Genomic DNA, 14,086 nt, shown 5'->3' on the forward strand with positions numbered 1-14,086 from the left:
GCGCCCACTTTACTTATCCATCACCCGGGGTGAGCCGGCACGGCGAAGCCGTACGGCAGTTCGAGCCGATGTTCGGCGAGCAGCCGCTCGTCGGCGAGCAGCGTGCGCGTGGGCCCGTCCGCGGCGATCACCCCCTCGGACATGACGAGCGACCGCTCGCACAACTCCAGCGCGTACGGCAGGTCGTGGGTGACCATGAGCACGGTCACGTCCAGGCTTCTGAGGATCTCGGCCAGCTCGCGGCGCGAGGCGGGGTCGAGGTTGGACGAGGGCTCGTCGAGCACGAGGATCTCCGGCTCCATCGCCAGCACGGTCGCCACGGCCACCCTGCGCCGCTGGCCGAAGGACAGGTGGTGCGGCGGCCGGTCGAGGGCGTCGAGCATGCCGACCCGCTCCAGCGCGTCGCGGACGCGGCGGTCGAGTTCGGCGCCGCGCAGGCCGAGGTTGGCCGGCCCGAACGCGACGTCCTCGCGGACGGTCGGCATGAAGAGCTGGTCGTCGGGATCCTGGAACACCAGCCCGACCCGGCGGCGGATCTCCGGCAGCGTGCCGGCGCGCACCGGAAGGCCGCCCACCTCCACCGTGCCGTGCCCCGCGGTGAGGATGCCGTTGAGGTGCATGACCAGCGTGGTCTTGCCCGCGCCGTTCGGGCCGAGAAGGGCCACCCGCTCCCCCCGCCGGATCGTCAGGTCCACGCCGTACAGCGCCTGCGTCCCGTCGGGATAGGCGTACGCGAGCCTGCTCACCACGAGCGAGGGGCTGCCGGAGGTCATGTGGTGCTCCACGCCAGTAGGGCCGTCGCCGCGGCGAGGCAGGGAAGGATAGCGGCCGTCCCCCAGTCTCGCCCAGACGCCGATATATCCCTAATCGTCGGCATCTCGCCGGTGTAGCCCCGGCTCAGCATGGCGAGGTGGACCCGCTCCCCCCGCTCGTACGCCCGGATGAACAGGGCGCCCGCCGACTTCGCCAGCACCGGGGCCTGCCGCAGGTCACGGGCGACGAATCCGCGCGACTCGCGGGCGACCCGCATGCGCCGCATCTGGTCGAGGATCACGTCGAGGTAGCGCAGCATGAACGTCGCGATCTGCACGAGCAGCCGGGGCAGCCGCAGCCGTTCGGCGCCGAGCAGCATCATGCGGGGCTCGGTCGTGGCCGCGAGCAGGATCGAGGCGGCCACCCCCAGCGTCGCCTTGGCGAGGATGTTCCAGGCGGCCCACAGGCCGGGGAGGCTGAGCGACATCCCGAGCACCTGCACCCGCTCACCGGTGCCGATGACCGGGATCGCGAGGGCGAACAGCACGAACGGCACCTCGATCACCATCCGCCGCGCGATCGCGCCCGCGGGCACCCGCGCGGCCACCGCGACCGCGGCCAGCAGCAGCGCGTGGACGGCGAACGCCCAGAAACGCTCGCGCGGCGTGGCGACCACGCACACCGCGAACGCCACGACCGCCACCAGCTTGCACTGGGGCGGCAGCCGGTGGACGGGCGTGTCGGCGGGCCGGTAGATCGGATGATGGTGCCCGGCGCTCATCCGGCGCCCATCACTGCGTGCCCGACTTGGCGCCTGAGTTCGCGCCTGAGTTCGCGCCCGACTTCACACTCGACTTCGCGCTCACACTGCCATGATGGCCGACCCGCCGCCGCCCTCCGCGCACCCGAGGGGCGGCGGGGCTCGTGGAGGAGCTCACGCGAGAGCTCGCAGGGTGCGGTGCTCGCGAGAGGGCTCACCGGACGCTGGAGCAGGGCTCACGGGGCCCCGGCGGGCGTCACGCCGCCGGTCAGCCGCCGGCGTCGCCGGACCGCGTAGAACACCCCGCCGCCGGCCGCGACCGTCAGCGCGACGCCCGCGACCCCGGCCAGCCCGCCGGAGAGCCGCTGGTCGCTCAGGCCCTTCACGGAGTATCCGGCCAACGGGGCGTCCTCCGCCGCGTGCGGCTTCTCCTGCGCGCTCAGCCCCTTGTCGGACGCCACCTTCTCCAGCCCGTCGGGGGCGCTGGAGGCGTAGAACGACACGACGCCGGCCAGCAGCACGGCCACGATCACGCCGCCCGCCAGGACCGGACGCAGGCCGATCCCCGCCGGGGGCGCCTCGGCGGGCCGCCCGCCGACCTCGACCTCCCCCTCGGCCGTACGCAGCACCAGCGGCGCGGCCGTCCCGCGCGCGCCGTAGACGAGGTCGGGCCGTACGGCCAGCACGCTGCTCACGGTGAGCGCGGTGATGAGGCCCTCCCCCAGGCCGATGAGCACGTGGACGCCGCCCATCGCGGCGGCCACCGTGCCCAGGTCGATCGGCGCGGTGCCGCCGAGCCAGAACAGGACCGTGAAGACGAGCGCCGCGGCGGGCACCGAGACCAGCGCGGCCAGGAACGACGCGGCCACCAGCGTGCCGCGCCCGCGTGGGCCGGTCCGGGTGACCAGCCGGAACACCGCCCAGCCGACGACCGAGGTGACGATCGCCATGAGCGTGATGTTGACCCCGAGGGCGGTCAGCCCGCCGTCGGCGAAGAAGAACCCCTGGACGAGCAGCACGACCGCGACGCACAGCACGGCGGTGTACGGCCCGACGAGTATCGCGGCCAGCGCCCCGCCGAGCAGGTGGCCACTGGTGCCCGCGGCGACCGGGAAGTTGAGCATCTGCGCCGCGAAGACGAACGCGGCCACCAGGCCCGCCATGGGAGCGGTGCGGTCGTCGAGCTCCCGCCGGGCGCCCCGCAGGCACACGGCCACGCCGGCCGCCGCGAAGACGCCGGCGCCGACGGACACGGGAACGTCGAAAAACCCATCGGGTACGTGCACGATCAAACCCCTCTGAAACGGGCGAATCTCGATCCCACTTTAGAGCACGGGGTTGTAGTTGCAACTAATTCGCAATTAGCGCCGACGCAGGGCCCGGACCGCCCGCTTGACCATGGTCAGCGGGGTGTCCACGCGCACCGACAGGCTGAGCCGCCGGTTGACCGCCGTCGCGTACGGCCTGGCCGTCCACCGCATCGGCCCCTGCCACCACCGCATCGTCCGGGCGGGCGCGTCCATGGCGGCCACCTTGACCGGGAGGCGCACCGGCGGCCCGCCGAGGTCGAGTTCGAGGTAGGCGTCCCAGGTGCCGGGCCGCGGGACGTCCGTCTCGGCCGCGAATCCCTCGGGCGAGACGGCCGCGGCGCGCTCCCGGTGCTCCTGTCCCGATCCCCGCTCGCGCCACACCAGCTGCCGTACGGCCGGGGCCGCGGGCTCCTCGCCGACCCGCACCCGCCCCTCGATCAGCAGCCGCCCGGCCCGCCGACGGGCCCGGGTCAGCCGTGCGGCGGCCGGGACCCTGACCGCGTGTCCTCCGGCGTCGATCGACAGGTGTCCGAGCGACAAGGTGCCGTGCGACCGGGTGAGGAAGGGCGCCACGGCGACGCCGTTCACCAGGCGCGGGCCCGGGACGCCCACGTCCGGGTCGCGGCTGGAGCCGAACCGGGCCGGTCTGCGCACGCCCTCGCACTCGACGAACACGTGGACGTCCCACACGCCCGGGGGCAACGCGGTCACGTCGACCACGGTGGTGAAGGAGCCGGCGGCGTGGTGCGCGGGGAGCGCCCGTTCCTCCCCTGAGAGACGCTCACGCAGCACCAGCCCCACGACCCCGCCCAAACCACCCCGGCCCGGCCCGGCGACGCCCGGAGCGGGGGCGCCCGGAGCGGGGGTGGAGGACGCGACGACGGCCGGCGTGGGGTCCGGTGGTGCGGATGCGAGGGCCTCGGGGGCGGGGGCGTCGGAGGCGGGGGCGTCGGAGGCGGGGGCGCCGTGGGCGGATGGTTCGGCCAGGCAGGCGTGCCCGCCGACCAGCAGGTGATCGCCGTGCCACGTGACGGCGGTCAGCCGATGGCGCAGCGGCGCGGCCTCGACCCGCGCGAGCCGCACGAGACGGGCGGTGTCGTCGAGCGCGGCGAGCCTGGCGGCGTCCATGTCGTCGAGGGCGGCGCGCACGCCGGGCGTCAGCCACTGGCCGCAGATGTCGGCCACCTCGACGGCGATCTTCTCGCGGTCCGCCTCGTCCGCGGCCAGGAACGGCGCCCCCAGCCGGGCCAGCACGTCGCGGCGCAGATGCCGCAGGAGCAGCCGGTCGCGCAGCGCGCCGGGCGGCACGTGCCGTGCCATCACCTCGATCGGCGTGCGGACCAGCCGCAGCCGGGTCAGCGGGTCGGCCGCGCATCCCGGTACAACGCTCTCCGCTCCGGAGGGCTCTCCCACGGCTTCGGCCTGGTAGCAGTCGTGATCGGCCACCACCGAGACGACCCGGGCGTGGCAGTAGGCGTGCACGGTGAAGGTCATGTCCTCGCCGGTCCGCTGGGTCTCGTCGAAGCGGAGGGCGTGCCGTTCCAGGAAGGTCCGGCGGAAGAGCTTGAAGCAGGTCAGGTCGTCGTAGACGGCGGCTAAGGAGGCCCGGTCGGCGCTGTCCCGCAGCCCGTCGCGAGCGCCGGAGACCCGTCCCACGACGACGTCCGAGCCGTTCCGGTCGGCCGCGGCGACCAGGGGCGCCAACGCGTCCGGCGCGAGACGGTCCCCGGCGTCGCAGAAGAAGACGTACCGCCCGGCCGCGCTGGCGAGCCCTCTGTTGCGGGCGCCGCCCGGGGTGCAGGGGTGGCGGTCGTGGATCACGGTGATCAGCCGCGGATGGCAGGCGGCGTAGAGGTCGAGCAGCTCACGGGTCCCGTCGCGGGACCCGCCGTCCACGACCACGATCTCCTTCGCGACGCGCTGGACCAGCAGCGAGGTGAGGCAGCGGTCGACGGACGCCCGGCAGTTGTACGCCGGGACGACGACGCTGACGTCGATCCGCCCGTGGGGCCCCCGGCCGACGCGCCGGTCACTCTCCGTGTCCATCGCCTATCATTATGTGCCCCTGACCCTCGCGAACAGCGCCTGAACCGTTCGACCGGCGCGTCACGCCTTGCCGGGGACGGAACCGCAGGATCAAGGAGGGGAACCGGCCGTCGATCTGCCGCCGGTCGCGGCATAGGTTGTCTGGAGTTCCAGCCAACTGACGGCAAAGGCAGGTCACTGTGACTCACGAGCTCAGTCACGAGCGGTTCGAGACCCTCAAGCGTGAATTCGACGCGATCGACCGCGACGGCGACGGCTTCATCACCGAGGCGGAGTTGCTCTCCTACTTCCCCGGCCTGCCGCCGGAGGCGATCGCCGCACTGGACCGGGTCGCCGACGTGGACGCCGACGGCCGGTTCTCGCTGGAGGAGTTCGTCCGCCTGGCCGGCGCCCGCGACTGAGACGCCAACATCAGGAAATTGCGCGTTCCGCAAATTTGCCTTTTGCGCATCTTTGCGGGACGCGCAAGTAGTTGTATGGTGGTCCTGTGAGCGGGGATGACGGGCGCCCGGGGCTGCGCGAGCGCAAGAAGCAGGAGACGCGCATCGCGCTGAGCTGGGCGGCGATCCGGCTCGTCGTGGAGCGCGGGCTGGAGAACGTCCGGGTGGAGGACATCGCCGCGGAGGCCGGCGTGGCTCCGCGCACGTTCAACAACTACTTCTCCAGCAAGGGCGAGGCGATCGCCGCCAGGCACCTCGAACGCACCCGCATGATCGCGCAGGAGCTGCGCCGCCGCCCGGCGTCGGAGCCCCTGTGGGAGGCCATCACGAGCGCCGTGATCACCCAGCTCGCGATGGGTGCGGACTACGACGACCGGCGGCCGGACCAGCAGTGGCAGGCCGGCATCCGGCTCATGATCAGCGAGCCCTCGCTGCAGGGCGAGATGCTCAGGGCGAGTGCCATCGCCGAGAACGAGCTGGCCGCCGCGATCGCCGAGCGGACCGGCACCGATGTCGACCACGACCTCTACCCACGCCTGGTGGCGGGCGCGGCGGGGGCCGCGATCAGGGTGGCGATGGACCAGTGGCTGCGGGCCTCCCCGCCGGTGCCTGTCCGGCCGCTGATCGAGGACGCGCTCGGCCGGCTCGCCGCCGGTCTGCCCGAACCCCGATCGTCGTAGTCGTCACCGGCGGCCCGCGGGCCGCCGGACCTCACCGATTCAGTTCCTGAGGAACGGCCGTTCTCCGTGTGACTGACGTGCCATGTCTTCGGCACGCGGCCGTTCGTTTCCTGATCCGCCCGACCGGGCACCGGCGTCTGCCGGTGCCGCCGGTTGATTCGTCGTGCCCGGAATCTCCGGGCACGCCCGGAAACCAAGGAGGACCACCATGACCGTCGACGTCGTGATCGCCGGAGCCGGGCCGAACGGGCTGATGCTCGCCTGCGAGCTGAGCCTGGGCGGCGTACGGCCGATCGTGCTGGAGCGCCTGCCGGACGACACCAAGGAGAACCGGGCCAACGGGCTGGTCGGCCAGGTCGTGCGGGCCCTCGACCGGCGCGGCCTGTACGAGCGCCTCACCGGCGGCACCGAGCCGCCCCGGCCGAGCCCGGCCTTCGTCTTCGGCGCGATGCCCCTGGATCTGGGCAGGCTCGACGACAACCCGATGTACGGGCTGGCGGTGCCGCAGCGCCGGGTGGAGCAGGTCCTGGAGGAGCGTGCCCGGGAACTCGGCGTGCGGATCCGCCGGGGGCACGACCTGACGGGGCTCGCCCAGGACGAGGACGGGGTCACCGTGGAGATCACCGGCCCGGAGGGCCCCTACACGCTGCGTACCCGGTTCCTCGTCGGCGCGGACGGCGGACGCAGCCGCGTCCGCAAGCTGTGCGGCATCGGCTTCCCCGGAGTGACCAGGGACGACTCGGTCTCCATCGGCGCGCACGTCACCGTGCCGGCGGAACTGGTCGACGCGGCCACCGGCGGGCTGAACGTCCCCGGTTACGGGCTGATCCCCCCATTCATGCACCACCGCACCGATCACGGCCTGTTCGTGTACGCGCCGTTCCCCACCGGAACGCTCGTGAACACCACGGAGTGGGACCGGGACGGCGGCGGCGACGAGCCGCCGACGCTGGACGACCTGCGGGAGAGCGTGCGCCGAGTGCTCGGCGCCGACCTGCCGCTCGGCCCGCCGGCCGGGGACGGCCCGCACCTGCTGCGCCGGCTGAGCGGCGGCAACACCCGCCTGGCCGAGCGGTTCCGGGACCGCCGCGTGCTGCTGGTCGGCGACGCCGCCCACGTGCACAGCGCGATCGGCGGTCCCGGCCTCAACCTGGGTCTCCAGGACACGATCAACCTGGGGTGGAAACTCGCCGCCGAGATCCGCGGCTGGGCGCCGCCCGGCCTGCTCGACACGTACGAGACAGAGCGGCGGCCGGCCGCCGAGCGCGTCGTCATGCACACGCAGGCCCAGTCGGCGCTGATCGCACCCGGGCCGGAGGTCACCGCGCTCCGTGCGCTGTTCACCGAGTTGCTGCGGGACGAGCGGACCACCAAGCACATCGCCGACCTGATGTCCGGCGCCGACATCAGGTATGACCTCGGCGGGGGCCATCCCCTCACCGGCCGGCTCGCCCCCGACCTCACGCTGGAGACGGAGACCGGCCCCGTACGGCTGGCCGAGCTGACCAGGACGGCCCGCCCGCTGCTCCTGGATCTGACCCCCGACGCGGCACTGGCCGGGGCGCTGGAGGGCCGGCGCGACCGCGTCGACCTCGTCACCGGCCTCGTCACCGGCAGGGCGGGCGGGGACGCCCCCGCCGCGCTGCTCGTCCGGCCGGACTGCTACGTGGCCTGGGCCTCCGACTCGCCCCGCCCCGACGACAAGGAGCGCGACGCTCTGCGCGCGGCCCTGACCGCCGCGTTCGGCGCCCCCTCCGGCGCCGGGGCCTGAGCGGAGTGAGCGTCAGCCCGCGGCGCCGGACAGCTCGGGGTTCGGCTGCCGGATCGGGGTGAAGAACGCGGCGAGCGCGATCAGCAGGCAGGCCGCCCCGGCCAGCAGGCAGACCGCCGCCACCCCGTGACGCTGCGCGCCCCAGGTCAGCACGGCCGCCCCCGCCGGTCCGAGCGAGAAGTGGATGGTCCAGAAGGCGGAGGTGACCCTGCCGAGCAGGTGGTCGGGGGTGACCTGCTGACGCAGCGACATCGAGGCGATCCCGGCCACGCTGACACAGCCGAGGTAGACCGCGGCCGCCGCCGCGACCGCGGGCACGCCGCCCGACGTGCCGAGCCCCACGACGGCGAGCCCGGCGACGGCGATCGCCCCGATCCAGGACGCGCCGAACCCCAGCCTGCGGCGTACGGGACCGACCAGGAGCGAACCGGCGACGGTGCCGAGCCCGGCGACCGCGAGCACGGCTCCGACGGCCCCGTCCGGCTGGCCGAGGTCGTGCTTCAGGTGGTAGATCAGCACGTCGGTCAGCCCGAGGGTCAGGAAGATGAAGAACGACAGCAGCACGGTGAGGGCGCGCAGCACCGGCTGCCGCCAGAGGAAGCGGGCCCCGGCGAGTATCTCCCGCCAGGGCCCGCGGGCCTCCTGGTGCTCCTGGCCGTCGGGAGCCTCGCCTTCCTGCCGGACCCCCGCCGACGGCTGCCGCCCGAATCTGATCATTACGACGCCGAGCGCGGAGATCCCGAAACTGGCCGCGTTGACCGCGATCGCGGCCGTCGGCCCGGCCCAGCCCGCGACCACACCGGCCAGCAGCGGCCCGCCGATCCCCGCCGCGGCGGAGGTCGCGCCGAGCCGCCCGTTCGCCTCGGTGATCCGGCTCGGCTCGACCAGGTTGCGCACCACCGTCACGTACGTGACCTGGAAGACCATGCCGATCGCCTCGGCGGCGGGCAGGACCACGTAGAGCAGCCAGATCTTCGGCCCGAAGGCCCAGGCGACGGGCACGATCCCGTACAACGCCATCCTGGCGAGATCGCACCAGATCAGCAGGCGCCTGCGGTCGAGCCGGTCGGCGAGGACCCCGGCGAAGACCCCCGCCGCCACCGAGGCCGCGCTCGCCAGGCCGGTCAGCAGGCCCATCTGCGCCACCGACCCGGTCACGTGCAGCACGAGCAGCGGGACGGCGATCAGGGCGAACGAGTCCCCCGCGACCGACAGAGTCTGCGAGCCCCAGAAGACCATGAAGTTCCGGTCACGCCACAGCGGTGATCCTTTCCCTTCCACCCCCGACATGCTGCCGTACGGACGTGGGATCAGGTGCGCGGGCGGCGGACGACGGGGACGGGCTGGCCGCGGCGCGCGGCCTCGGAACGAAGGCGGCTCCTGAGCTTCCTGCCCTCGCCGAGGAACGACCTGAACCGCGCGCCGCCCCGGGGAAGACTCCAGTCGTTCAGCGCCCGCTCGACCCGCACGCTCAGCCGGTCGCCATCCCCCGTCGCGGTCCCGACGAGCACCACGTTCTCCTGCCAGGCGAGGGCCGGCCCGTGCCGGTGGAAGGTGAGGCACACCGGCCCGTCGGCCGCCTCGATGCCGGCGGGAAGCCGCAGGTTGAAACCCGTCCCGGTGCGTACGGCCGCGCGGGCGCGCACGGGCAGCGGCCGGCCGCCGGCGACCATGGTGACGACCGGCTCGCCCAGCCGCGCGGCGCGCTCGGCGAACGGCCGCCAGTCCGCGGGCGGAGCCGAGCGGCTCGGCAGCCGCGGGCCCTTCGGGGCGGGGTCGGAAGGAGGCACGACCGGCTCACCGGGATGGGCCCACTCCTCCGGCGGCCCGGACAGGTCGCCCTCGGGCCACCAGACGATCCTCTCGGGGGTGACCTCCACCCAGATGCGGGCGAAGTACCACCCCAGCCGCTTCAGCAGGAACCACGGCATCCCGGCCATGCCGCCCGCGTTCGCGGCCAGCGACTCGCGGACGTACCGGTCGGTGCCGGCCTGCAGATCCGCGTCGCGTACGGTCGCCCGGCCCTGGACGAGGACCACGGGCGCCCGGCCAGTGCCCTCGGCGGAGGAGTACAACAGGGCGACGCGCGGGTTCCTGCGGGCCCGCTCCGCCTTGTCCGGGTAGGTGAGGCCGGTGCTGACGTCGAGCGTGCCACCCGCCCCGGCATAGGGCGCCACGGGCCAGGTGACGGGCCGCCCGTCGCGGGTGAGCGAGGCGTACTCGCACACCACGGCACGTCCGAACAGGTCGGCCGCCTCGCGCGGCCAGGTGACGAGCGTGCTCATCACGCCTCCGGAACGGCGGGCAGAACGGCGGGCAGGGCGGCGGCGGTGCCGTACAGCCGGGTGAACCGGCGCCGGTAGGCGGGCCACCAGAACAGGCGGAACATCAGCCGGGCCGGCCCGGGCAGGTCCGCGAACGCGGTCGCGAGCAGGCCGGCGTCCGCGCTGGAGGCGAGCCAGCCGAAGATGACGGGCACCCGGCGGCGGCCGAAGTCGGCCATCGCCTGGCGCTTGTCCGCCTCGATGTCGTCGGCGGTGAGGTGCCGGAGCATCAGCGGCACGGCTGTGCGCTCCTCGTGGTCGAGGTGCTCGCCGACCAGCTCGTGCAGCCGCCGCAGGACGGGCGCGCGCTCCGGGATCGGGACCGCGCGGTCGGCGGCGGCCGCCACGAGCGGGTCGAGCACGGCGTGCTCGGCCTCCAGCTCGGCCAGCGCGGCCCCCGCTTCGGGGTCGCGGCCGGCGAGCTTCGGCCACAGGGTGGCGTCCTCGTGCGTGTGGTGGGCGTGGAGCATCTCCAGCACGAGCGTGAGCTGCTCCTCCAGGAGTTCCCGGTGCTCGCCGTCGCGGGGGTCGCGGCACGCCTCGGCGAGGCGGCCGAACTCCGCGCGGAACCCGGCGTGCATCAGCAGGAAACCGGCCAGGTCGTCTTTTGTGATCATCTCTCTGTTCCCTCTCGCCTGTGGGGAACAGCGTGCGTTTCCTGCCCTTATGAGCACTTGTCGAGGGCTTGGCGGGCCCTAGACAGCCAGTAGCCGGCCCCGGCCTGTTCGAGGAGGCGCACCGCGTCCCGCAGCCGCTCGCGCGCCGCCGCCCGGTCGCCGAGCGCGAGCAGCGCCTCGCCCAGATGGCCGTCGTACGCTCCGGTGACCGTGGTGCAGATGCCGTTCACGAGCAGGCCGCCGGAGAACGGCAGGAACAGGTCGTGCACCTCCCGCACGATGTCCTGTTCGCCGAGCCGGATCGCCGTGTGCAGCCGCACCATCATGGCCATCATCCAGGTGTAGTCGCGCGGCGGCGGAGGGGTCTCCCGCAGCAGCCGCCGGGCGCGGTCCCGCTCGACCTCCCCCCGCCCCGACAGCGCGTACGCCAGGAGGTAGACGAACCCGGGCACGCCGGTGCGCCGGACGATCTCCTCCAGCCGTTCCGCCTCCGGGGCGAGCGCGTCCTCCTTGATGAGCGTCTCGTAGCGCTGGGCGAGCAGGGAGACCTCGAAGTAGGCGAGGTCGGAGAACGACAGCGTCGCCCTGACCGGCCCGTAGTGGCGGGACGGGTCCGGCATGTCCAGGAACAGGTCGAGCCCCGCGTGCGCGACCGCCGCCTGCATCGCCAGCGTGGGACTGTGCAGCTCGCGCAGCAGCCCGTCGGTCTCCGCGAGCGCCGCGCGGGCGTCCGCCACCCGGCCCTGCTCGGCCAGGTGGGCGGCGACATGGAGCCGCGCGATGGTCTCCAGCTGCGGCGACAGGTCGGGTTCGGCGAGCAGGCGATGCGCGGTCTCGGCTCGCTGGACGATGAAGTCCTGCCCCTGCATGGCGACGAGCCGCAGGTGGAGCACCCGCCGCAGCAGATTCTGGTCCTCCAGGCGCTCGGCCGCCGTGACGGCCTCGGACGAGACCGGATCCACCTCGTCCTCACGGCCGGTCTGGGCGAGCAGGACGGCCCGTACGGCCTGCGCCGTCGCCCACGAGGCCGAGGCGGGAGGCAGCGCACTCACGGCGCGCTCGATCGACTCCTGCAGGACGGCCACGTCCAGGCCGTAGCGGAACGGGACCCAGACGCCGTGCCCCATGGCGATGTCGGCGGCCCGCACCGCCTGGTCCAGGTCGTCGCCGGCCAGCGCCAGCGCCTGCTCGATCGCCTCGTAGCCCTCGTCGAACCGCCCGGCGGCGTAGCGGCTCTCGGCCAGGCCCACGGCGAGCTCGAACCGCTCGCCCGCGCCCGCCCCGGCGAGCTCGGACACGGCGAGCGCCTCCTGCCAGGAGGTGGCCGCGTCGTCGAGGGCGTGCCTGCGCATGGCCGCCCGCGCCGTACGGGCCGCGTAGCTCGTCGCCATGCGGGCCGGCTCGGGCCCGAGCTCCGCCGCCGCCAGCCAGTGCCGCGCGATGGTCGCGGCCTGGTCGTCCCGGTCCCCGTACGCGCGGGTGAGCACGCCCGCCAGCCGCGCGTGCACCCCCGCCTGCCACAGGCGGGAGCGGCGCGACAGCAGCGCGTCGGTCACCAGGGCGTGCGCGAACGCGTACCCGCCCAGCCTGTCGCCCGACTCCCGGATCAGGCCCGCCGCCAGCGCGGCGTCCAGCGAGGGCACCAGGTCTCCCAGGCCGCGCCCGGCGACCTCGGCCATGACCGCCGCGTCGAACTCGTCGCCGGCGACCGCGGCCAGCTCCAGCAGGCCGGCCGCCTCCTCTCCCAGCCCGGCCACCCGGTGCAGCACGACGTCGAGCACGCCCTGCGGCAGCTCCTCGCCCGCCCGGGCCAGCTCGGTGAGGAAGAACGGGTTCCCGGCGGTGCGTCCGCGCAGCTCCCCGGCCTTGCGGCTGCCGGGGTCGCGGCCGGACAGCTCCCGTACGAGCGCGCGCACCTCCTCCGTCGCGAGACCGTCGAGTTCCAGCCTGCGCGCGCCGAGCCGGGACAGCGCCGAGAGCGTGGCGGTCAGCGCCGACGCCTCGTGCCGCCGGAAGCTCGCCACGACCAGCAGGCCCGGCCGCGCGGTGGAGGCCACGTGGACCAGCAGGCGCAGCGTCGCGTCGTCGGCCGCGTGGATGTCCTCGAGGACGACGACCACCGCGCCGAGATCGGCCAGGAACGCGCCGACCGCTTCGAAGAAGCGCAGCCGCGCCCCCTGCGCGTCGTACGCCGGGATCGCCTCCACCCCGCCCGACAGGAACGTACGGACCTCCTCGGGCAGCGCGGCTCCCTGCCCGCCCGTCTGCACGGCGTCCGCGAGATCGCGCAGCACCTGCTCCCACGGCCACAGGGCGGGCGCCGTCTCGTGGTCGGGGCTCGACCCCCACCCCACGGGGACGCCGGCCGTCGCGCGGAACCTCCTGAGCAGGCTCGTCTTGCCGACCCCCGGTTCGCCGTCCAGGAGCACGATCTGCCGGCCCGCGGACGCCGCCTTCGCCGCGCCGGCCAGGAACTCCAGCGCGCTCTCTCGGCCGACGAACGGCCCGTCATCCATGTGCCGGCCGGGTGCGGGCCGCTTCACGGGGGCCGGGGCGGGCCTCCGCGCCGGAGTCAGCGCGGCGTCCTGGCGCAGGACGGCGGTCTCCAGTTCGCGCAGCCGCGGCCCGGGGTCGATGCCCAGCTCGCCGGCGAGCACCTCGCGCACCCTGCGCAGGCACTCCAGCGCCGCCGCCTGGCGGCCCGACCGGTAGTGGGCCAGCACCAGCATCTCCCACGCCCGCTCCCGCAGCGGGTGGTCGTGGACGAACGGTTCCAGCCGCGCGACGACGTCGGTGTGGCGGCCCAGGTCGAGCAGGGCCTCCGCCAGCCCCTCGGCCGCGTCGAGCCTGAGCTGCTCCAGCCGGGCGATCTCCGGCCGCGCCCACTCCTCGGCGCGCACGTCGGCGTACGCGTCCCCCCGCCACAGGGCGAGCGCCTCGGCGAGGACGGCGGCGGCCTCCTCGTTCCGTCCCTCGCCGAGGTGGCCCGACCCCGTGGACACGAGCGTGTCGAAGTCCCGCGTGTCGAGGTCGAGCCCGCCGGTCATCAGGCCGTACCCGTCCACGGCGCTCACGAGGACGGCGGAGGGCGTCCTCGCCTTCCGGCCGGGCTCCAGACAACGGCGCAGGTTGGAGACGTACACCTGGATGCTGCCCTGGGCGCTGTCGGGCGGGCTGCCGGACCACAGCCGGTCGGCCAGCAGGTCGGCCGGGAGCACCCGGTCGGCGTGCATCGCGAGGAGGGCCAGGAGCGCCCGCTGCTTGGGCGGCCCCAGCGGTACGGCCTGCCCGGCCACGACGAGTTCCATGGGACCGAGGACGTTCAGCCGCACGGGCCAATGGTAGGGACCCGCCTTGAAACGGTCCAGCCGCACCCTAAGCCGCG

The 14,086-nt window shown here is 74.3% G+C and carries 11 protein-coding genes; 3 read left to right on the top strand and 8 right to left on the bottom strand.

Annotated features, from left to right (window positions below):
- Positions 1–20: 20 nt before the first annotated feature.
- From Mam01_RS05290 to Mam01_RS05305, 4 genes are all read right to left on the bottom strand, one after another.
- Entirely contained in the window at positions 21–773 is a 753-nt protein-coding gene (locus Mam01_RS05290; RefSeq protein ID WP_204284310.1) for an energy-coupling factor ABC transporter ATP-binding protein, read from the bottom strand.
- Positions 770–1,534 carry a cobalt ECF transporter T component CbiQ gene (cbiQ, locus tag Mam01_RS05295; RefSeq protein ID WP_204284311.1) on the bottom strand — a complete coding sequence of 255 codons (765 nt, stop codon included), beginning with the start codon at positions 1,532–1,534 and terminating at the stop codon, positions 770–772. The genes Mam01_RS05290 and cbiQ overlap by 4 nt, the downstream gene beginning before the upstream one ends.
- Before the next feature lie 215 nt (positions 1,535–1,749).
- Positions 1,750–2,799, bottom strand: coding sequence for an energy-coupling factor ABC transporter permease (locus tag Mam01_RS05300; RefSeq protein ID WP_204284312.1), 1,050 nt, complete (start codon positions 2,797–2,799; stop codon positions 1,750–1,752).
- A 75-nt stretch (positions 2,800–2,874) separates the two neighbouring features.
- Positions 2,875–4,869, bottom strand: coding sequence for a glycosyltransferase family 2 protein (locus Mam01_RS05305; protein ID WP_204284313.1), 1,995 nt, complete (start codon positions 4,867–4,869; stop codon positions 2,875–2,877).
- A 179-nt stretch (positions 4,870–5,048) separates the two neighbouring features.
- Between Mam01_RS05305 and Mam01_RS05310 the strand changes: the two genes are divergently transcribed.
- The 3 genes from Mam01_RS05310 to Mam01_RS05320 all read left to right on the top strand — a co-directional run bounded on the left by Mam01_RS05310 (position 5,049) and on the right by Mam01_RS05320 (position 7,760).
- Positions 5,049–5,270, top strand: coding sequence for an EF-hand domain-containing protein (locus Mam01_RS05310; RefSeq protein ID WP_150930943.1), 222 nt, complete (start codon positions 5,049–5,051; stop codon positions 5,268–5,270).
- Between the two features lie 86 nt (positions 5,271–5,356).
- The gene (locus Mam01_RS05315) at positions 5,357–5,989 is read left to right on the top strand and encodes an acyl-CoA-like ligand-binding transcription factor (protein WP_150930945.1); all 633 of its coding nucleotides are present in this window, start codon (positions 5,357–5,359) and stop codon (positions 5,987–5,989) included.
- A gap of 208 nt (positions 5,990–6,197) precedes the next feature.
- Positions 6,198–7,760 carry an FAD-dependent monooxygenase gene (locus Mam01_RS05320; protein WP_204284314.1) on the top strand — a complete coding sequence of 521 codons (1,563 nt, stop codon included), beginning with the start codon at positions 6,198–6,200 and terminating at the stop codon, positions 7,758–7,760.
- Between the two features lie 12 nt (positions 7,761–7,772).
- Here the strand turns inward: Mam01_RS05320 and Mam01_RS05325 are convergent, their stop codons facing one another.
- From Mam01_RS05325 to Mam01_RS05340, 4 genes are read right to left on the bottom strand one after another with little or no spacing between them, the layout of a single operon-like run.
- Complete coding sequence (locus Mam01_RS05325; RefSeq protein WP_204284315.1) at positions 7,773–9,041, bottom strand: MFS transporter; 1,269 nt, start codon at positions 9,039–9,041, stop codon at positions 7,773–7,775.
- Positions 9,042–9,070: 29 nt separating this feature from the next.
- Complete coding sequence (locus Mam01_RS05330; RefSeq protein ID WP_204284316.1) at positions 9,071–10,045, bottom strand: pyridoxamine 5'-phosphate oxidase family protein; 975 nt, start codon at positions 10,043–10,045, stop codon at positions 9,071–9,073.
- The gene (locus Mam01_RS05335) at positions 10,045–10,701 is read right to left on the bottom strand and encodes a hemerythrin domain-containing protein (RefSeq protein ID WP_204284317.1); all 657 of its coding nucleotides are present in this window, start codon (positions 10,699–10,701) and stop codon (positions 10,045–10,047) included. The genes Mam01_RS05330 and Mam01_RS05335 overlap by 1 nt, the downstream gene beginning before the upstream one ends.
- Positions 10,702–10,748: 47 nt before the next feature.
- Positions 10,749–14,033, bottom strand: coding sequence for an ATP-binding protein (locus tag Mam01_RS05340; RefSeq protein ID WP_204284318.1), 3,285 nt, complete (start codon positions 14,031–14,033; stop codon positions 10,749–10,751).
- Between the last annotated feature and the right edge of the window lie 53 nt (positions 14,034–14,086).

It is taken from the genome of Microbispora amethystogenes (assembly GCF_016863015.1).
GTDB lineage: Bacteria > Actinomycetota > Actinomycetes > Streptosporangiales > Streptosporangiaceae > Microbispora > Microbispora amethystogenes.